This is a genomic window from Streptomyces sp. OfavH-34-F (assembly GCF_022347745.1).
GTDB lineage: Bacteria > Actinomycetota > Actinomycetes > Streptomycetales > Streptomycetaceae > Streptomyces.
The window spans coordinates 1-19354 of the sequence record NZ_JAKRGC010000111.1; the positions used below are offsets into that span (position 1 = coordinate 1).

Sequence of the window (19354 nt, forward strand, 5' to 3'; positions counted from 1 at the left end):
GGCCTCGGGGCACCGGCGGCGCCGGAACGGCCGGTGGCGGGGCGCGCGACCCAATCGTCGGCGCGGCCGATCAGCCAGTCCCGGCTGGGCACGACCAGGCCGGCCGGGGTGAAGGCGATCTTCCGCAGTTCCGTCTGGCTGCCGGAGTCCTTGCGCCACAGCCCGCTGACGATGTCCACCGCCTCGGCCGGGGTGGCGGCGAACTCCAGGCCCGCGTAGACGGGGGCGCAGGCGTCGAGCCCGAGGTCCTGGGCGGAGAGCCGGCGGCCGAGGCGGCGCGTGAACACCTCGGCGATCAGCGCGGGGGTGGTGCCCCGGGGCTGCTGGCCGCGCAGCCAGCGGGTGACCGACGTCTTGTCGTACCGCAGGTCGAGGCCGTGTTCGAGGCCGAGCTGGTCCACCCGGCGGGCGAGGCCGGCGTTGGAGAAACCGGCCTCGGTGATGAGCGAGGCGAGCCGACGGTTGGGGGTGCGCTGCGGTGGTCGTTCCGACATCAGCTGTAGGGTCTCCTGCCTTCGGGGCCGGGCGGGCAGCCCTCAGGGCCTCCTCTGACGAACGGCGCGAATTTAGCCCTCGGCGCGGCACCGACAGCACCGTTCGCTCCACATTCATCCGATCGTGTGAGGATTGTGGGCGGCGCTGACGGGAAGACCTGCCGGGCCGCCGCGCCGCCGCCGGCCGTACAGTGGCCGGGGTCTTCCACGAAAGGCCCAGGGCGCGATTCGTGCAGGGTGACGCGGTGCCGGGGAAACCCCCCGGGCCACGGCGCCGCGAGGAGAGAGGCTGCTGCCGTGACTGAGCTCCGGTTCGTCCACATGGGATTCGGCGAGAACGCCGTCGACTACCGCGAGGCCTGGCAGAAGCAGCGCGAGGTGCACGCGGCCCGGTTCGAGGACGCCGTCCCCGACACCTGCCTGCTCCTGGAGCACCCGCCCGTGTACACGGCCGGCCGGCGCACCGAGGACAGCGAGCGCCCCCTCGACGGCACCCCCGTCATCGACGTGGACCGGGGCGGCAAGATCACCTGGCACGGCCCCGGCCAGCTCGTGGGCTACCCGATCCAGAAGCTGCCGCGCCCGGTGGACGTCGTCGCGCACGTGCGCCGCCTGGAGGAGGCCCTGATCCGTACGGCCGCCGAGTTCGGCGTCGTGACCAGCCGGGTGGAGGGCCGCAGCGGCGTCTGGGTCCTGGGCGACCCGGTCGAGGACCGCCCCGCGGCCGGCGGCCTGACGCTGGACTTCGACCCGCGCCTCCAGGACGAGGAGTTCGACCCCCGGCTCAACGGCCCGGAGTACGCCCCCTCCAACGCCGGGCAGCGCCGCGAGGACCGCAAGCTGGCCGCCATCGGCATCCGGGTCGCCAAGGGGGTCACCATGCACGGCTTCGCGCTCAACGTGAACCCGGACAACACCTGGTTCGACCGGATCGTCCCCTGCGGCATCCGGGACGCCGGCGTGACCTCGCTCAGCTACGAGCTGGGCCGCGACCTCACCATCGCCGAGGTCCTCCCGGTCGTCGAGAAGCACCTCAAGGACATCCTGGAGAACGCCGAGCCGGCCCCCCGGAAGATCGAGCGGGCCGACGACGCCATGGCCACGGCGTGACCCACGGAACACGCCGGCGGGAATAGGCCCCGCGTGCCCCAGGTTGGGCAGACGTAAAGCCGAATGAACTACGGGCGTACCCTGGTGTTCGCCGAAGAATCCAATGCAGTGAAAGCAAAGGGGAGTGCCGGAGTGTCTGTCGCACCTGACGGGCGCAAGATGCTGCGCCTTGAGGTCCGGAACAGCCAGACCCCCATCGAGCGCAAGCCCGAGTGGATCAAGACCCGGGCGAAGATGGGCCCCGAGTACAACCAGCTGCAGAAACTCGTCAAGAGCGAGGGTCTGCACACGGTGTGCCAGGAGGCCGGCTGCCCCAACATCTTCGAGTGCTGGGAGGACCGCGAGGCCACGTTCCTCATCGGTGGCGACCAGTGCACCCGGCGCTGTGACTTCTGCCAGATCGACACGGGCAAGCCGCAGGCGCTGGACCGGGACGAGCCCCGCCGCGTCGGCGAGTCGGTCGTCACGATGGACCTGAACTACGCCACCATCACCGGCGTCGCCCGCGACGACCTGGAGGACGGCGGCTCCTGGCTGTACGCGGAGACCGTGCGCCAGATCCACGCGCAGACGGCGGACCGGGAGGCCGGCCGCACCAAGGTCGAGCTGCTGATCCCCGACTTCAACGCCGAGCCCGCCCAGCTCGCGGAGGTCTTCTCCGCACGCCCCGAGGTGCTCGCGCACAACGTGGAGACGGTGCCGCGCATCTTCAAGCGCATCCGCCCCGGCTTCCGCTACGAGCGCTCCCTGGAGGTCATCACCCGCGCCCGCGAGGCCGGTCTGGTGACCAAGTCCAACCTGATCCTCGGCATGGGCGAGACCCGCGAAGAGGTCAGCGAGGCGCTCCAGGACCTGTACGACGCGGGCTGCGAGCTCATCACGATCACGCAGTACCTGCGGCCGTCGGTGCGCCACCACCCCGTCGAGCGCTGGGTGAAGCCGCACGAGTTCGTGGAGCTGAAGGACGAGGCCGACGCGATCGGGTACTCGGGCGTCATGTCCGGGCCGCTCGTCCGCTCCTCGTACCGCGCGGGCCGGCTGTTCCAGCAGGCGATGGACCGGCGCGGGGCGCAGGTCGCGGCGCCGTCCGCGTAACCGCGCGGACGGACCGCGCCGGGGTGCGCCCGGCGCGCGGCGAGGTTTCATGGGTGTGTGACCGTGCGGTCATGCGCCGGTAACGCCGGAAGGCGACCCTGGGCACAGGCACCCGTACATCGTTCTGAGGGGACTTCCACGATGCAGGCCGCGCCGGTACGCGCCACCGTCATCCCGACCGTCACCGGTGCCCTCCGCGCCGTCGAGTCGCTGCTGCTCGGCGGCGGCCAGCGCACGGCCCGCCGCAACGCCTGGACGGCGGTCCTGGAGGACCGCCGCCGGGCCGCGGACCGGGCCGGTTCCGGCTCCCTGCCGGAACGGGAGGCCGTGGCCGCCCGCCGCTCGCGGGCCACGTAAACTTCATGGCATGGCGAGGAAGGCAAAAACCACTGAAGGCGCGGACAGCGCCGAGAACGCGGGGCGGCTCAAGCAGATCGCTCTGACCTACAAGATGACCAAGCGGACCGACTCCAAGATCGGTCTTGTGGTCGCGGGTGTGGGAATCGTCACCTTCGGTGTCATCCTCGCGATCGGTTTCCTGATCGATCACCCGATCTACCTGGGCATCCTCGGGTTCGTGCTCGCCCTCCTCGCGATGGCGATCATCTTCGGGCGCCGCGCCGAGCGGGCCGCCTTCGGGCAGATGGAGGGCCAGCCGGGCGCCGCGGCCGCGGTGCTGGACCGGGTCGGCCGGGGCTGGACGACCACCCCGGCGGTCGCGATGAACCGCAACCAGGACGTCGTCCACCGTGCCGTGGGCAAGGCGGGCATCGTGCTGGTCGCCGAGGGCAACCCGAACCGGGTGAAGGCCCTGCTCGCGGCCGAGAAGAAGAAGATGGCGCGGATCGTGGTGGACGTCCCGGTCCACGACATCATCGTCGGCAACGGCGAGGGTCAGGTGCCCCTCAAGAAGGTGCGCACCAAGATGCTGAAGCTGCCCCGCGTGCTGACCGGCCCGCAGGTCACGGCCGCCAACGACCGCCTGCGCGCGATGGGCGACCTGATGAGCAACATGCCCCTCCCGAAGGGGCCCATGCCGAGGGGCATGCGGATGCCGCGCGGCGGCAAGATGCGCTGACCGGCCGCCGTCCGGAGAACGCGGAAGGGCGGGCGGTGACCCCCGGGGTTCACCGCCCGCCCTTCCGCGTTCATACGGGTGGGGGGTGCGGGTCAGACGCGGATCTGCACCGCGCGGGCCAGCCGGTCGTGGAGGCCGCGGCCGTCGCGGTCCCAGACGAGCGCCGGGATGGCCAGGCAGAGGAGCACGCTGCGCAGGAGCACGCGTACGGGGCCGAGGCGGCCGCCGTCCTCGGCGATGACGCGGATGCCCATGAGGCGCTTGCCGGGCGTGCAGCCGATCGTCCCGACGGTGAGCACGCTCATCACGAGGAACACGGCGAGCGCCCAGTTCCCCGCCGTCTGCTGGTCACCGCGAGCGATCAGGCCGTATGCGATCAGCATGCTCAGCGCCCAGTCGATGAAGAGGGCCCCGAAGCGCCGGCCGAGCGGGGCGATGGCCCCCGGCCCCTCCTCGGGGAGGCCGAGCCGCTTCCCCCGGTATCCGAAGTCGGCGCCCATCTCCTCGGCGGCCGCGCGCGGCCCCGAGAGCCACGATCCGATTGCTTGCCTGTTGTCCACCCGACCACGGTACTGCGCCGGGCCGCACGGCCTGCCCCGTGGGGGGCGCCCACGCCCCACCGGGTGGCGTACGGCACTCGTCCCACTCCTCGGACGGCCGCTGCGGGCGGCCGGGAAGCCCGTCCCCCGTGCCGTAAGGGTGCTCCGGCGGCGCCGCGCCCGCCCTTCGCACCCGCGCCGGTTAACTTCTGCGAAACAAATGGGTCATGCTTGAGAAATCCGGTCTGCCTATGGTCGGGTCCAGCGTGTGCCACCGCACTGGCCGCAACGAGCTGCAACCCCGACCCCTCCCTGGGCCGGGAGTAGGAGGAGTTGGATGTTCCAGAACGCCGACGACGCGAAGAAGTTCATCGCCGACCATGACGTCAAGTTCATCGACGTCCGGTTCTGCGACCTGCCCGGCGTGATGCAGCACGTCACCGTCCCGGCGGCGACCTTCGACCCGGCGGAGGAGCTGGCCTTCGACGGTTCCTCGATCCGCGGCTTCCAGGCCATCCACGAGTCCGACATGTCGCTGCGCGCGGACCTGTCGACCGCCCGGGTCGACCCCTTCCGCCGCGACAAGACCGTCAACATCAACTTCTTCATCCACGACCCGATCACCGGCGAGCAGTACAGCCGTGACCCGCGCAACGTGGCGAAGAAGGCCGAGGCGTACCTCGCCTCCACCGGCATCGCCGACACCGCGTACTTCGGCCCGGAGGCCGAGTTCTACGTCTTCGACAACGTCCGCTTCCAGACGTCGGCGAACGAGAGCTTCTACCACATCGACTCCGAGGCCGGCGCCTGGAACACCGGCGCGCTGGAGAACAACCGCGGCTACAAGGTCCGCTACAAGGGCGGCTACTTCCCGGTCTCCCCGGTCGACCACTTCGCCGACCTGCGCGCCGAGATGTCCCTCGTGCTCCAGGAGAGCGGCCTGCAGATCGAGCGCCAGCACCACGAGGTCGGCACCGGCGGCCAGGCGGAGATCAACTACAAGTTCAACACGCTGCTCGCCGCGGCCGACGACCTGATGCTCTTCAAGTACATCGTGAAGAACGTCGCCTGGCGCAACGGCAAGACCGCGACCTTCATGCCGAAGCCGATCTTCGGCGACAACGGCTCGGGCATGCACGTCCACCAGTCCCTGTGGGCCGGCGGCGACCCGCTGTTCTACGACGAGCAGGGCTACGCGGGCCTCTCGGACACCGCCCGCTACTACATCGGCGGCATCCTGAAGCACGCCCCGTCGCTGCTGGCCTTCACCAACCCGACGGTGAACTCCTACCACCGCCTGGTGCCGGGCTTCGAGGCGCCGGTCAACATGGTGTACTCGCAGCGCAACCGTTCCGCCGCGATGCGCATCCCGATCACGGGCTCCAACCCGAAGGCCAAGCGCGTCGAGTTCCGCGCCCCGGACCCGTCGTCCAACCCGTACCTGGCGTTCTCGGCCCTCCTGATGGCCGGCCTGGACGGCATCAAGAACAAGATCGAGCCCGCCGAGCCGATCGACAAGGACCTGTACGAGCTGGCTCCCGAGGAGCACGCCAACGTCCAGCAGGTCCCGACGTCCCTCCCGGCCGTCCTGGACGCCCTGGAGGCGGACAACGAGTACCTCCAGGCCGGCGGCGTCTTCACGTCCGACCTGATCGAGACGTGGATCGACTACAAGCGCACCCACGAGATCGCCCCGATCCAGCTGCGCCCGCACCCCCACGAGTTCGAGCTGTACTTCGACCTCTAGAGACGTACGACGGCGAGGGCCGCTCCCCCGGTTTCCGGGGAGCGGCCCTCGCCGTGTTTCCCGCGCGTTCAGTGGCCGCCGGTGAGTTCGCCGCTCAGTGTGGTGTGCAGGGCGGCGCTCGGCTGGTTGAGGCCCACGATCTCGACGGTCTTGCCGCGCTGGGCGTACTTCGTCTCGATCGCGTCCAGGGCCGCGACCGAGGAGGCGTCCCAGATGTGGGTGGCGGAGAGGTCGATGACGACCTTGTCCGGGTCGGTGGCGTAGGCGAAGCGGGTGACCAGGTCGTTGGAGGAGGCGAAGAAGAGTTCGCCGGTCACGGAGTAGACGACCTGGCTGCCGTCCGGGTCCACGACCGCGGTGACGTCGGCCAGGTGCGCGACGCGGCGGGCGAAGATCACCATGGCGGTGACCGAGCCCACGACGACGCCGATCGCCAGGTTGGACGTGGCGACGACGATCGCGACGGTGATGACCATGACCGCCGTCTCGCCCACCGGCATCCGGCGCAGGGTCTTCGGGGCGATGGAGTGCCAGTCGAACGTGGCGAACGCGACCATCACCATGACCGCGACCAGGGCCGCCATCGGGATGTCCGAAACGACCGGGCCGAAGGCGATGCACAGCACCATCAGGAAGGCGCCCGCCAGGAACGTGGACAGGCGGGTGCGTGCGCCGGAGACGCGGACGTTGATCATCGTCTGGCCGATCATGGCGCAGCCGCCCATGCCGCCGAAGAAGCCGGTGACGATGTTGGCGACGCCCTGGCCGATGGACTCGCGGGTCTTGTTGGAGCGGGTGTCCGTGATGTCGTCGACCAGCTGGGCGGTCATCAGGGACTCCATCAGGCCGACCAGGGCCATCGCCAGGGCGTAGGGGGCGACGGTGGTCAGGGTGTCCATCGTGAACGGCACGTCGGGCAGGCCCGGCACCGGGAGCGAGGAGGGCAGTTCGCCCTTGTCGCCCACGGTGGGTACCGCGATGCCGGCCGCGACCGTGATGACGGTCAGGATGACGATCGAGACGAGCGGGGCGGGGATCACCTTGGTGACCTTCGGGAAGAACACCATCAGCGCCAGCCCGCCGATGATCAGCGGGTAGACCGCCCAGGGCACGTCGTGCATCTCGGGCACCTGGGCCAGGAAGATCAGGATGGCCAGGGCGTTGACGAAGCCGGTCATCACGGAGCGCGGCACGAACCGCATGAGCCGGGCGACGCCCAGGGCGCCCAGCACGATCTGGAAGAGACCGGCCAGGATCACCGCGGCGATCAGGTAGCCGAAGCCGTGCTCCCGGTTGAGCGGGGCGATGACCAGGGCGACGGCGCCGGTGGCGGCGGAGATCATCGCGCGGCGCCCGCCGACGACGGAGATCGTGACGGCCATGGTGAACGAGGCGAACAGGCCGATCGCGGGGTCCACCCCGGCGATGATCGAGAACGAGATCGCCTCCGGGATCAGGGCGAGCGCGACGACCAGGCCGCCGAGGACCTCGGTGCGCCAGACCCTGGGGTCGGAGATCCAGTCGGGCCTGAGGGCGCGCAGCCGGGACGCGGGGGCGGGCGGGGACGAGGGCGGTGCGGAGGAGGACACGAGGGCGTACCTGTCGGTCGGGCACGCCCGTGGGAGAGGGCGTGCGGGGGTAGACAGCAGGGAGGGCGGGGCCCGGCGGACGCGTGGGAGCGTGCGGGGGCCCGGGGAGCCGGCCGGGACGGGTCCGGCGGATCGGCACGGACGCGTCCGGCGGATCGGCGCGCGGACGGGTCCGGTGCCAGGAGGCTCAGGGGTGAGGGGTCACGGCGGGCAGGCGGCGCTGCGGTGCGTCGTCATGCGCATCCGCTCGCTCGCTCTCTGTCCACCGGATTCGAAGGGGAGCCCGCGCACGCCTGGGCGGGTGCGGGTCGCCGCGACCACTGTACCCTCCCCGCCGATCGCCGTGGGGCCGTCTCCCGCCGGACGGACGCGGCGGGGTCGCGGGGCGGGGGCGGAGCGCGGAGGCTGGGGGGATGAGCGAGCAGGAGCCCCCCGGTGGCGGTCCGGTCCCGCCGCGGCCTCCCCGGCGGCGGATCTGGCCGTGGGTGGTGCTGCTGGTCGCGGTGCTGCTGGCGCTCGCGGCCGGGGCGGTGTCGGCGGTGCTCGCGGACGTGGTCCGCTCGGAGGGCGCGCGGACCGTACACATCCGGTACGAGGTGACCGGCACCGCGCGGGACGTGACGCTCACGTACAGCACCTGGCGGGGCGACGAGCTGTCGACCGGCCGGCTGGCGCTGCGGTCGCTGCCGTGGGCCGGGGAACTGGACACGAAGGGCTTCCTCAGCGGCGGCTCGTTCGTGGTGAGCGTGGGCCGGGGCGGCGGTGACGTGGCGTGCGCGGTGACCGTGGACGGCGGGGCGCGGCGTACGGACTCGGCCTCGGGCGCGTACGCGACGGCCACCTGCGACGGGTACTGACGGAGCGGGGCGGGCCCCGGAGGTTTCGTTCCGGGGCCCGCCCCGCGTGGGTCAGCGGCCGTAGCGGATCAGGGCGCGGACCATGCGGCAGGTGGTGTCGGACGGCGGGTGGATGCCGAGGCGCCGGGCGGTGGCGCGTATCCGGGCGTTGTTCGCGGTGGACGGGATGTAGACGCCGGTGTCGAGCAGGGCGATGGCGAGGCGCATCGCCTTCAGCCGGCGGTTGTGCGAGACGTACCACTCACGGGGGCGGCCGGCGGGGAGCGGCTTCTTCTTCAGCGGCTGGTGCAGGGGCGTGTGGAGCGGCTCGGTCGTGACTGCGGCAGCGGCCATGGGCAACCTCCTGGCACGGGTGGCGGAACTGATCGGAACCCTCACGAACTACCCCCAATTCTACCGCCGGGCACTGACAATCGGCCCTGGTCGGCGGGGTTTTGACCGGTCCTGTGGGGAGCCGTCCCGTACCGTGGGAGGCATGGAGATCTGGATCAATCCCGCGTGTTCCAAGTGCCGCGGCGCGGTGGACCTTCTCGACGCGGAGGGGGCCTCGTACACGGTCCGCCGCTATCTGGAGGACGTGCCCTCGCCGGACGAGATCCGGGCCGTGCTGGACCGGCTCGGGCTCGAACCGTGGGACATCACGCGGACGCAGGAGGCGGCGGCGAAGGAGCTGGGCGTCAAGGACTGGCCGCGCGACGCGGACGCGCGGGAGCGGTGGGTCACGGCGCTCGCCGAGCACCCGAAGCTGATCCAGCGTCCGATCATCACGGCCGACGACGGCACGGCGGTCGTCGGCCGCTCGGAGGAAGCGGTACGGGACGCGCTGGGGCGCGGGGCCTCCTAGCGCGTCCCGGGCGGGGGGACTCGCCGGGTCATGCCCCGGCTCGCGCCAACTCCTCCGCCTCCGCCAGGAGTTCCGTCAGGCGCAGCCCGAACCGTACGTCGCAGGGGTGGGCCTCGCCCGTGCGCGCCGCGCCGGTCAGCGCGTCCACGGCCGCCGCGAACGCGTCCACCGCGCCGTCCCACCCCGGCATCGTGGTGACGCCGTGCTCGCCCCGCAGGACGAGTTCGACCCCGGCCGCGCCCACGGGTGCGTCCAGGGCGAGCGTGAGCGTGCTGGAGGCGCCGGAGGCGTGGCGCAGGACGAGGTGGTGGACGTCGGCGGGGCCGCGGGCGGCGGTGAGCGCGGTGACGTCGCCGAGGACCGGGATCAGGACGGAGAGGGCGTGCGGGCCGACGTCCCAGAGACCGCCCCGCTCCCGGCGCCAGGGCGACGCGGCGTACTCGCTGTCGCTGCCGGGGGCCCAGAGCGCGCCGAGCCAGTCGGCGCGGGCGGTGAACCAGCCGCCGGCCGCGCTCTGCTCGGCGATCCAGGCGGCGGGGCGCGGGGCGAACCTGAGCGTGCAGAAAACGACGGACGCCACCCCGGCGCTCTCGGCGGCCTCCGCCACCTCGCGGGCCCCGGCGACCGTGGTGGCGACGGGCTTGTCCAGGATCAGGTGGCGGCCCGCCCGGGCGGCGCGGGCGGCGAGCGGGGCCTGCACGTCAGGCGGCAGCGCGAAGGCGACGGCGTCGCAGGCGGCGAACAGCTCGTCAAGCCCCGCGTCCCCGGCGTAGGCGGGCACCCCGTACTCCCCGGCCAGCTCGCCGGCGGCCTCCGCCCTCCTCCCCCACACCCCGGCGAACACGGCGCCGGGGTGGGCGGCGAGAGCGGGGGCGTGCGTGTTGCGCGCCCAGGGTCCGGTGCCGGCGAGGCCGATGCGCAGGGGGGTCTCGGATGTCGTCATGGGGACAGTGTGCCGGGTGGGGCGCCCGGTGCCGAGGGCCGCGCCCGGCCGGGGCGGCGGGTCGGTAACACGGGGTTCACACGAGGGCAACGGCCGGGAAATCGCGGCTTGCCAAGCTGCACCGCATAGACCGCAGCACCCGCAGAGGATGGCTTCCGTGACGTTCAAGGCTGAGTACATCTGGATCGACGGCACCGAGCCGACCGCCAAGCTCCGTTCCAAGACCAAGATCATGACGGGGGCGCCGTCGTCCGACGTGTCCGCGCTGCCGGTCTGGGGCTTCGACGGGTCGAGCACCAACCAGGCCGAGGGCCACGCCTCGGACCGGGTGCTGAAGCCGGTCTTCATGTGTCCGGACCCGATCCGGGGCGGCGACGACGTCCTGGTGCTGTGCGAGGTCTTCGACATCGACATGACCCCGCACGCCTCCAACACCCGGGCGCTGCTGCGGCCGGTCGCCGAGCGGTTCGCCGGGCAGGAGGCCATCTTCGGGATCGAGCAGGAGTACACCTTCTTCGACGGCCACCGGCCGCTGGGCTTCCCCGAGGGCGGCTTCCCGGCCGCGCAGGGCGGCTACTACTGCGGCGTCGGCTCGGACGAGATCTTCGGCCGCGAGATCGTCGAGAAGCACCTCGACAACTGCCTGAAGGCGGGCCTGGGCATCTCCGGCATCAACGCCGAGGTCATGCCCGGCCAGTGGGAGTTCCAGGTGGGGCCGCTGTCCCCGCTGGAGGTCTCCGACCAGCTGTGGATCGCCCGCTGGCTGCTCTACCGCACCGCCGAGGACTTCGACGTGTCCGCGACGCTGGACCCGAAGCCGGTCAAGGGCGACTGGAACGGCGCGGGCGCGCACACCAACTTCTCCACGAAGGCGATGCGCGAGGGCTACGACGCGATCATCACCGCCTGCGAGGCGCTGGGCGAGGGCTCGAAGCCGATGGACCACGTCAAGAACTACGGCGCGGGTATCGACGACCGGCTGACCGGTCTGCACGAGACCGCCCCCTGGAACGAGTACAGCTACGGCGTGTCCGACCGGGGCGCCTCGGTGCGCATCCCGTGGCAGGTCGAGCAGGACGGCAAGGGCTACATCGAGGACCGCCGCCCCAACGCCAACGTCGACCCCTACGTCGTCACGCGGCTGATCGTGGACACCTGCTGCGCCGCGCTGGAGAAGGCCGGCCAGGTCTGATCCGCCCACCGCGCCACCGGGAGGCGCCCGCCGCGAGTCGCGCGGCGGGCGCCTCCCGCGCGTACGGCGCTGTCGGTGGCGTGTGCCAGGCTGGCGCCATGCTCGACATCAAGGTCGCCACCGAGAACCAGCACCCCCGTACGCGCGTCTCCGAGGAGACGCTGAGCACTCTGGTGCACCGCATCGGCGGGCCGAAGGACCGGTTCCTGGTGGTGCAGCGGATACCCGACATCCCCGGCACCTTCATCCAGGTGTGGCACGAGGAGGGCGGCCCCTACGAGTTGGAGCACCGTACGGGCCCGGCGTCGAGCCATGTCCGCGCCGTCGTCGACGGTCCGGAGCGGGTCGCGGACCTGATGACGCGCTGGGCGCGCCAGGAGCCCGGCTGGGACGGGGACACGGCGTGGGAGAGCGCGGGGATGCCGGAGCCGGACCCGGTGCCGGAGCTGCCCGCGGAGATCCGGGAGCAGGTGGAAACGCGGGTCCGGGAGCTGCTGCGCGGCGGTTACGGGACCGTGGAGACGCTCACCGAGGCCGCCGAGGACTACCTGGTGGAGGGCGAGGTGCGGCCGGTGACGCGGGCGCAGGCCAGGGAGCTGGTGGAGCGGCTCTGGCTGGAGCGGGTGGCGGAGCAGCGGCTCTGGGAGGGCGAGACGGACCCGGAGCGGCTGGAGCGGGCGTTCGCCGCGCTGGACCGGGACGGCCTCACCGCCCGCGAGCACTTCACGTGCTGCCGCTCGTGCGGGATGAGCGAGATCGGGGCGGCCGGGCGCGAGGACGCCCGCGGTTTCGTCTTCTTCCACTTCCAGGGCACGGAGAGCGCCGCCGCCGGACACGGACTGACGCTGTACTACGGCGGGTTCGACGGTTCTGCGGAGACCACCGCGGCGGTGGGCCGGGAGGTGGTGGCCGCGCTGGAGGAGGCCGGGCTGACCGCCGACTGGGACGGTTCGCCGGACAGCGCGATCGAGCTGCCGGGGCTGGACTGGCGCAAGCGGCTGGTGGGTTAGGGGCCGGCGGGGAGGCGCCGGGTTCCGGGCGCGGGGCGTGTCGACGGCCGGGAGCGGTCTGCTGCCGGGCGGGGTTCTCTGCTTCAATGGGGGCATGGCCGGTTTCCCGCACACCTCGACAGGTCGCAGCGACCTGGAGCCGTTCTGGCCGTCCCGTCAGCACCACGACTTCGACCGGGTGTGTTGCCGCGCGCCGAGCGCGCCGGCCCTCTAGGGCGTGTTTTGAAAGTCCCGCCTGCCGGGCGACGCCCGGCACGCACGCTCGCGGCGTTGCCGAAAAGCCCTGGTAGCTCCGCTACAAGGGCTTCCCGGCGCCTTGCGATCGCACGCACCGGACGCCGTCCGGCCCGCCCTCCGGGCGGACGGCGCTACTTTCAAAACACGCCCTAGATCTCTCACCCGGTCTCCGGTCCGCGCGCGTACGCAGCAAGTCCGTCCGCCCGACGACTCCTCGCGCGAAAGAGCTGACCCCTCATGGCGAACACCCGTTCCTTCTCCGCTGCCGCCGTCCGCCCCTCCTCCGCCGCCCGGCACCGGCTGCGTGCCGTCGCCCCCGACGAAGCCGTCCCGCAGGCCGATGTGTCGGCGCTCCTGGCGCCGGGCACGACCTGGCTGCCGGCGCCTCCGCACACCCTGCCCAGCCTGCCGGGCCGGCCGCCGATGGTCGGCTATCTGGTGCTCGTGCCCGCCGACCAGCAGCCCGCCTTCGCCGCTGCCGCCGCCCGGTACGTGGCTCCAAGCCCCTCGGCGCAGGCGCAGCCGGACCCGGCGGGCGCGGGGCCGGTGACCATCGACCTCGTCCGCCGGGCCGCCTCGGTGCAGGGGCGGCCGCTCGACCTCACGTACCTGGAGTTCGAGCTGCTGGCCCATCTGGTGGCCCATCCCCACCGCGTCCACACCCGCGACCAGCTGGTGACCACGGTCTGGGGCTACGGGCACGTGGGCGACGGCCGCACCGTGGACGTCCACGTCGCCCGGCTGCGCCGCAAGCTGGGCGCCGAGCACCGTCACGCGATCCGGACCGTGCGCCGGGTCGGGTACACGTACGCGCCCTGAGCGGCAGCACGCGCGGGCGGGCCCCGGCACCGGTAGCGGATACCGGGGCCGGGGCCCGTTCGTGCACGGTCCCGGTCAGCGCGTGCCCGGGGCGACCGGGGCGACGGCGACGGGCTCCGGCTCGCTGTGGTCCAGGCTGGGGAGCCGGCCGAGGCCGCGCGGGGTGCGCCAGTTGCGCTCGCCGAGCAGCGCCATCACGGAGGGCAGCAGCACCATCCGTACGACCGTGGCGTCGAGGAGGACCGCGACGGCCAGGCCGACGCCCATCTGCTGCATGTCCTGCATGGACAGGGTCGCGAAGACGGAGAACACCGCCACCATGATCACGGCCGCGCCGGTCACCGCGCCGGCCGTGGCGCGGATGCCCTCGTCGATCGCGGGCCGGGTGGCGAGGCCCCGGCCGCGCGCCTCGCGGATGCGGGAGACCACGAAGACGTGGTAGTCCATCGACAACCCGAACAGGACGACGAGGACGAACAGCGGCATCCAGGACTCGACCGCGCCGACGCCCTCCGAGCCGATGAGCCCGGCGCCCCAGCCGTGCTGGAAGACCGCGGTCATCACGCCGTAGGCGGCGCCCACCGAGAGCAGGTTGAGCACGATCGACGTCACGGCGATGACGTAGGAGCGGAAGCAGAACAGCATCAGCAGGAACGTCACGGCGGTGATGAAGAGGAAGACGGGGGCGATGCCGCGCTTGAGCTGGTCGTTGAAGTCGACGGACGTGGCGACCTCGCCGGTGACGTAGGCGCGGGCGCCGGTTCCGTCGAAGGCGGCGGGCAGCCGGTCCTCGCGCAGGTCGGCCAGGCCCTGTTCGCCGCCGGGCAGCGGCACCTCGAACTCGGCGACGTTCCGGGCGCGGTGGACGGTGACCCCGTCGAAGCCGGCGAGGGCGTCGCGTACGGCGGGGGCGGTGATGTCGTCGGCCTCGACGACGACCTGGGCCGGTGCGGGGCCGCCGGGGAAGGTCTCGCTGATCTGGCGGTAGGCGACGGACAGGGCGGAGTCGGAGCCGAACTGCTTCTCCAGGCCGAGGGATTCGGTCTTCATGCCGACGGCGGGCGCGGCGAGGACGAGCAGGACGGCGACGGAGCCGGCGGCGAACAGCTTCGGCCGGTTCAGGACGGGGCGCAGCACCCGGCCCGCGAAGCCGCCGCTCTGCTTGCGGCCGCGCTTGCCGCGCCGGTTCAGCAGCGGCACCCGGCCGGCGTCGATGCGGTCGCCGAGCCAGGAGAGCAGGGCGGGCAGCACGGTGACGGAGCCGAGCATGGCGATGAACACGACGGTGATGGTGGCCAGTGCGAAGCCCTTGAAGAGCATCAGGCCGGACAGGAACATGCCGGCCATGGCGACCATGACGGTGAGCCCGGAGACGAGGACGGCGCGCCCGCTGGTGGCGGCGGCGATGCGCAGGGCGGTCTCGGCGTCGCGTCCGGCGGCCCGTTCGTCGCGTTCGCGGCGCAGGTAGAACAGGCAGTAGTCGACGCCGACGGCGAAGCCCATCAGGAACATCACTGAGTACGTGGTCTGGAAGAGGTGGAGCTGGTGGCTGGCGAGTGAGAGCAGTCCGAAGGCGGCCATGCAGGCGGTGAGGGCGAGGCCCACGGGCAGCAGGGCGGCGACGACGGCGCCGAAGGCGACCAGCAGGATGCCGAGGGCGAGCGGGACGGCGGTGAACTCGGCCTTCTTGAAGTCGTCGGAGAGCAGGTCGCCGAGCCACTTGCCGGCGCTGGCGTCGCCGAACTGGCTGACGGTGACCCCGGAGTGCTTGTCCTGGACCCCGGCGACGGCGTCGAGGACCGGCTGGACGCGGTCGGCGGCGGTGTCGGGGTCGCCCTTCATCTCGAAGACGAGCAGGGCGTCCTCGCGGTCCTCGGAGACGACCGGGTCGGTGAGGCCGGTGACCTCGCCGGTGTTCTCGATCGCGGTGGCGAGTTCGCGGGCGGCGGCCTTCCAGCCGTCGGGTTGGGCGGACGACACCATGACGAGTTCGCCCGCCCGGTGGGCGAGTCCGGCGTCGGAGAGGATCTGTTCGGCGCGGGCCGAGTCGCCGGCGGCGTTCTCCGCGTCGGTCATCTCGACCATGCCCGAGGCACCGCCGATGCCCGCGGCGAGTACGACGAAGAGCAGCCAGCCGAGAATGGCCGTCTTTCGGTGGTGTGCGCTCCACACACCGATGCGTGCCGCGAGGTTACGCCTCATGGCGGGTTCGCCCCCTGTTGGTGGAAGTTGGTGGTAGTCCGTCGATGTGCTTCGAATCTAGGGAGGCGCCGAGATCCGCCCCAGCCGGTGGAACCCCCGGTCGCACGGCACGTAGGGCGAGGTGGCGGGGGTGGTGCTGGGTACACCCCCGCCGGGTGGGGAACCGGCTGGGACCGGCGGGGCGCGGCGGGTGAGACTGTGTGCGACACGGGGCCGGTACGAGGGCCCGGCGAGGGGAAGAGGAACCGGGATGGACGCGATACGGGGACGGATCGGGTCGGCGTTGCTGGCCGCCTGGCGCGGGCTGGTGGTGTCGTTCGCGGCACTCGTCGGGTCGTGCACGCTGTTCTCGCTGACGCTGGTCTCGATCTCGATGATTCCGCTGGGCATCGGCCTGCTGACCACGCCGTACCTGCTGGATCTGGTCCGCCGGCACGCCAATCAGCGCCGGCTGCTGGCCGCCACCTGGTCGGACGTGCGCATCCCGGTTCCGTACCGGCCGTTCCCGAAGGATCTGCGCGGCGGGTTCCTGGGGCAGGTGGAGCGGACCACGCTGCTGCTGAAGGACCCGGCGACCTGGCGGGACCTGCGGTGGATGCTCATCGACATGACGGCCGGGTACACGGTGGCGGTGTTCGGGGCGGCGCTGCTGCTCTACCCGGTGGAGGGCTTCGTGCTGGCGGCCGGCCTGTGGCGGGTCTTCACGGACGACCGGTACTGGTACGCGTTCGTGCCGGTGGACAGCCAGGCGACGGGTCTGATGGCGGCCGCCCTGGGGGTGGCGATCTTCGCGGTGGGGGTGCTGGCGAGCGAGCCGCTGCTGCGGGCGCACTTCGTGCTGGCCCGTACCGCGCTGGCCCCCACCGAGAAGCAGGAACTGGCCCTGCGCATCGACCGGTTGACGGAGACCCGGCACGAGGCGGTGGACACGGCCGCGTCCGAGCTGCGGCGCATCGAGCGGGACCTGCACGACGGGGCGCAGGCGCGGCTGGTGGCGATGGGGATGAACCTGAGCACCATCGAGGCGCTGATCGAGAAGGACCCGGCGCAGGCGAAGAAGCTGCTGGCGATGGCCCGCGAGTCGTCGGCGGAGGCGCTGACGGAGCTGCGCGACCTGGTCCGGGGCATCCATCCGCCGGTGCTCGCGGAGCGCGGGCTGGGGGACGCGGTGAAGGCGCTGGCGCTGCGGCTGCCGATCCCGTGCGACGTGGACGTGGAGCTGGCCGGGCGGGCGGACGCGCCGGTCGAGTCGGCGGCGTACTTCGCGATCAGCGAGGCGCTGACGAACGCGGCGAAGCACTCGGGGGCGGAGCGGATCTGGGTGGACCTGCGCCACGGCGAGGGGGCGCTCAGGTTCTCGGTGACCGACGACGGCAGGGGCGGGGCGACGGTCGGCGGGGGTTCGGGGCTGAGCGGCATCGAACGCAGGCTCGGTACATTCGACGGCGTCATGGCCGTCAGCAGCCCCGCGGGCGGTCCCACCATGGTGACCATGGAGATCCCTTGCGAGTTGTCCTAGCCGAAGACCTCTTCCTGCTGCGCGACGGTCTGGTCCGGATGCTTGAGGCGTACGACTTCGAGATCGCGGCCGCCGTCGAGACGGGGCCGGAACTGTCCCGGGCCCTGGCCGAGTTGGAGCCGGACGTCGCCGTCGTCGACGTCCGGCTCCCGCCGTCGCACACGGACGAGGGGCTGCAGTGCGCGCTGGCGGCCCGGCGGGCGCGGCCCGGCCTGCCGGTGCTGGTGCTCTCGCAGCACGTCGAGCAGTTGTACGCGCGGGAGTTGCTGGCGGACGGCAACGGCGGGATCGGGTATCTGCTCAAGGACCGGGTCTTCGACGCGGACCAGTTCATCGACGCGGTGCGCCGGGTGGCGGCGGGCGGTACGGCGATGGACCCGCAGGTCATCTCGCAGCTGCTGACCCGGCGGGCGCAGGACAAGCCGATGGGCGGGCTGACGCCGCGCGAGCGGGAGGTCATGGAGCTGATGGCGCAGGGCCGGTCGAACGCGGCGATCGCCTCGCACATGGTGATCACGGAGCGGGCGGTGGCCAAGCACACCTCGAACATCTTCGGGAAGCTGGACCTGCCGCCGTCCGACGACGACAACCGCCGCGTGCTGGCCGTCCTGGCCTACCTGGACCGGGGCTAGGGCCTGCCGGCCCCGGTACCCCGTCAGCCGTTGAACCAGGACGCCACGTCCAGCCGGTACGCGCCGTCCGGGGCCATGGTGCGCAGGTCGTCCTCCAGGGCGCGGACCCGGTCCGCGCCCAGCGCCCGCACCCACTCGGCGCGCAGCCGGTCGAAGCCCGCCGCCGACCGTGCCAGCACGTCCACGCCCCGCTCGGTCAGCCGGACCAGCTTGCGGCGCCCGTCGTCCGGGTCGTCGGCGCGCTCCACGTAGCCGAGGCCCTCCAGGCGGTCCACGGTCTTGCCGGCGGCCTGCTTGGAGACGCCGAGGCGGCGGCCGATCTCGCTGGCGGTCGCCCCGCGCACGCCCACGGCCTGGAGGGCGTAGCCGTACGCGGGCCGCATGTCGGGGTGGCCCTCCTCGGCCAGTTCGCGGTGGAGCGCGTCGATCACCGACCGGAAGCCCGCGAACAGCAGCAGCGGCAGCTCGAAGCCCCGGCCCTCCTCGTCGGGGCGCGCCCCGTCGCGCCCGTCCGTGCCCTCAGCCATTGCGAAACCCGACAACCTGGTTTACGTTTTCGTCAATCACGTTGTCGAGTTTACGCGAGAGGCCCCGCCATGCCCACGACCGCCTGCCCCGACCACACCGCCTTCCCCGACCACACCGTCGAGTCCGCCCCCGCCGCCGCCCGCCCCGCCCTGGCCGCCATCGAGGGCAAGCAGGGCTTCCTGCCGTCGGCCGCCGCCCGGATGGCCACCTCGCCCGAGGTGCTGGGCGGCTTCCTGAAGATGAACGCCCTCTTCGAGTCCACCACCCTGGACCGGCTCTCCCGCGAGGTGCTGGCCATGACCATGGCCACCCGCAACGGCTGCCACGTCTGCGTGGCCATGCACACCGGGATACTCACCGCCCTGGAGGCCGACCCCGCCCTGATCACCGCCCTGCGCGCGGGCACCCCGCTCCCGGACGAACGCCTGGAGGCCGTACGGCGGTTCGTCCTCGCGGTCCTGGCCACGAACGGGGCGGTGGACCGGGAGACGCTCGACGCGTTCACCGCGCACGGCCACACCCCGCGCAACGCGCTGGAGGTGACCCTCGGCATCGCCGCCTACACCCTGTCCACGCTGGCCAACCGGCTGACGGGCGCCCCCGTGGACGGACCCCTGGCCCGGTTCGCCTGACCGCCTCCGGGCACACTCTCCGGACGGCCGCTCCGGGGCTCCCGGAGTGACCATCGCACCATTCGCTCGTTCAGCTCAATGTGCCCCCACCGTCAGAGCTACCGTCAGCCCTCACCCCGCCCGGCGCGGAGCAGGCCGAGGCCGCGCTGATCGAGCACTATCCGCGCCTGGTTCGGATCGGCTACCTCCTGTTGCCGCCCTCACCGGGCCGCGGCCGGCGCGTCCTCGCCGCCCACGCCCTCGCCCAGCGCTCCCTCCAGGCGGCGCACCGGGCCCGGACCCCGGCC

The 19354-nt window shown here is 72.4% G+C and carries 19 protein-coding genes and 2 pseudogenes; 14 read left to right on the forward strand and 7 right to left on the reverse strand.

What is annotated here, in order from left to right; all coding sequences use genetic code 11:
- Positions 1-494, reverse strand: a pseudogene (locus MHW47_RS17830) (regulator); the annotation flags it as partial.
- Positions 495-791: 297 nt separating this feature from the next.
- On the opposite strand from MHW47_RS17830, the gene lipB reads away from it, so the two are divergent.
- The 4 genes from lipB (at position 792) to MHW47_RS17850 (ending at position 3777) form a co-directional block, all read left to right on the forward strand.
- Positions 792-1604 carry a lipoyl(octanoyl) transferase LipB gene (gene lipB / locus MHW47_RS17835; protein ID WP_239224467.1) on the forward strand — a complete coding sequence of 271 codons (813 nt, stop codon included), beginning with the start codon at positions 792-794 and terminating at the stop codon, positions 1602-1604.
- 159 nt (positions 1605-1763) lie between these two features.
- Positions 1764-2699: a lipoyl synthase gene (lipA, locus tag MHW47_RS17840; RefSeq protein ID WP_239224500.1), complete on the forward strand. Its 936-nt coding sequence runs from the start codon at positions 1764-1766 to the stop codon at positions 2697-2699.
- A gap of 141 nt (positions 2700-2840) precedes the next feature.
- A complete protein-coding gene (locus tag MHW47_RS17845; protein ID WP_239224469.1) occupies positions 2841-3056 on the forward strand; it encodes a hypothetical protein in 216 nt (71 codons plus the stop codon).
- 10 nt (positions 3057-3066) lie between these two features.
- Positions 3067-3777, forward strand: coding sequence for a DUF4191 domain-containing protein (locus tag MHW47_RS17850; RefSeq protein WP_239224471.1), 711 nt, complete (start codon positions 3067-3069; stop codon positions 3775-3777).
- Between the two features lie 92 nt (positions 3778-3869).
- On the opposite strand, the gene MHW47_RS17855 is transcribed toward MHW47_RS17850, so the two are convergent.
- Complete coding sequence (locus MHW47_RS17855; protein ID WP_239224472.1) at positions 3870-4337, reverse strand: RDD family protein; 468 nt, start codon at positions 4335-4337, stop codon at positions 3870-3872.
- Positions 4338-4653: 316 nt separating this feature from the next.
- Between MHW47_RS17855 and glnA the strand changes: the two genes are divergently transcribed.
- Positions 4654-6063: a type I glutamate--ammonia ligase gene (gene glnA / locus MHW47_RS17860; protein ID WP_239224474.1), complete on the forward strand. Its 1410-nt coding sequence runs from the start codon at positions 4654-4656 to the stop codon at positions 6061-6063.
- Positions 6064-6131: 68 nt separating this feature from the next.
- Here the strand turns inward: glnA and MHW47_RS17865 are convergent, their stop codons facing one another.
- A complete protein-coding gene (locus MHW47_RS17865) occupies positions 6132-7652 on the reverse strand; it encodes a SulP family inorganic anion transporter (RefSeq protein WP_239224476.1) in 1521 nt (506 codons plus the stop codon).
- Positions 7653-8065: 413 nt separating this feature from the next.
- Here MHW47_RS17865 and MHW47_RS17870 point away from each other — a divergent pair, with 413 nt between their 5' ends.
- On the forward strand, positions 8066-8509 hold the full coding sequence (locus MHW47_RS17870; RefSeq protein ID WP_239224477.1) for a hypothetical protein: 444 nt from the start codon (positions 8066-8068) through the stop codon (positions 8507-8509).
- 51 nt (positions 8510-8560) lie between these two features.
- On the opposite strand, the gene MHW47_RS17875 is transcribed toward MHW47_RS17870, so the two are convergent.
- Complete coding sequence (locus MHW47_RS17875) at positions 8561-8842, reverse strand: hypothetical protein (RefSeq protein ID WP_239224479.1); 282 nt, start codon at positions 8840-8842, stop codon at positions 8561-8563.
- A gap of 142 nt (positions 8843-8984) precedes the next feature.
- On the opposite strand from MHW47_RS17875, the gene MHW47_RS17880 reads away from it, so the two are divergent.
- Entirely contained in the window at positions 8985-9353 is a 369-nt protein-coding gene (locus MHW47_RS17880) for an arsenate reductase family protein (RefSeq protein WP_239224481.1), read from the forward strand.
- A gap of 28 nt (positions 9354-9381) precedes the next feature.
- On the opposite strand, the gene MHW47_RS17885 is transcribed toward MHW47_RS17880, so the two are convergent.
- On the reverse strand, positions 9382-10296 hold the full coding sequence (locus MHW47_RS17885; protein WP_239224483.1) for a Gfo/Idh/MocA family protein: 915 nt from the start codon (positions 10294-10296) through the stop codon (positions 9382-9384).
- 157 nt (positions 10297-10453) lie between these two features.
- On the opposite strand from MHW47_RS17885, the gene glnII reads away from it, so the two are divergent.
- The 3 genes from glnII to MHW47_RS17900 all read left to right on the forward strand — a co-directional run bounded on the left by glnII (position 10454) and on the right by MHW47_RS17900 (position 13554).
- Entirely contained in the window at positions 10454-11488 is a 1035-nt protein-coding gene (glnII, locus tag MHW47_RS17890) for a glutamine synthetase (protein ID WP_239224485.1), read from the forward strand.
- 98 nt (positions 11489-11586) lie between these two features.
- Positions 11587-12498 carry a hypothetical protein gene (locus MHW47_RS17895; protein ID WP_239224487.1) on the forward strand — a complete coding sequence of 304 codons (912 nt, stop codon included), beginning with the start codon at positions 11587-11589 and terminating at the stop codon, positions 12496-12498.
- 474 nt (positions 12499-12972) lie between these two features.
- Entirely contained in the window at positions 12973-13554 is a 582-nt protein-coding gene (locus MHW47_RS17900; RefSeq protein ID WP_239224489.1) for a winged helix-turn-helix domain-containing protein, read from the forward strand.
- Positions 13555-13629: 75 nt separating this feature from the next.
- Here the strand turns inward: MHW47_RS17900 and MHW47_RS17905 are convergent, their stop codons facing one another.
- Complete coding sequence (locus tag MHW47_RS17905; protein ID WP_239224490.1) at positions 13630-15756, reverse strand: MMPL family transporter; 2127 nt, start codon at positions 15754-15756, stop codon at positions 13630-13632.
- Positions 15757-16006: 250 nt separating this feature from the next.
- On the opposite strand from MHW47_RS17905, the gene MHW47_RS17910 reads away from it, so the two are divergent.
- Positions 16007-17275, forward strand: a complete 1269-nt coding sequence (locus tag MHW47_RS17910) for a sensor histidine kinase (RefSeq protein ID WP_239224492.1) — start codon at positions 16007-16009, stop codon at positions 17273-17275.
- On the forward strand, positions 17260-17907 hold the full coding sequence (locus tag MHW47_RS17915; protein WP_239224494.1) for a response regulator transcription factor: 648 nt from the start codon (positions 17260-17262) through the stop codon (positions 17905-17907). Before MHW47_RS17910 ends, MHW47_RS17915 begins: the two co-directional genes overlap by 16 nt.
- A gap of 23 nt (positions 17908-17930) precedes the next feature.
- Here MHW47_RS17915 and MHW47_RS17920 read toward each other — a convergent pair whose 3' ends face one another.
- A complete protein-coding gene (locus MHW47_RS17920; RefSeq protein WP_239224496.1) occupies positions 17931-18434 on the reverse strand; it encodes a MarR family winged helix-turn-helix transcriptional regulator in 504 nt (167 codons plus the stop codon).
- Between the two features lie 69 nt (positions 18435-18503).
- On the opposite strand from MHW47_RS17920, the gene MHW47_RS17925 reads away from it, so the two are divergent.
- Positions 18504-19067 carry a carboxymuconolactone decarboxylase family protein gene (locus tag MHW47_RS17925; protein ID WP_239224498.1) on the forward strand — a complete coding sequence of 188 codons (564 nt, stop codon included), beginning with the start codon at positions 18504-18506 and terminating at the stop codon, positions 19065-19067.
- A gap of 80 nt (positions 19068-19147) precedes the next feature.
- Positions 19148-19354: pseudogene (locus MHW47_RS17930) on the forward strand (hypothetical protein); the annotation flags it as partial.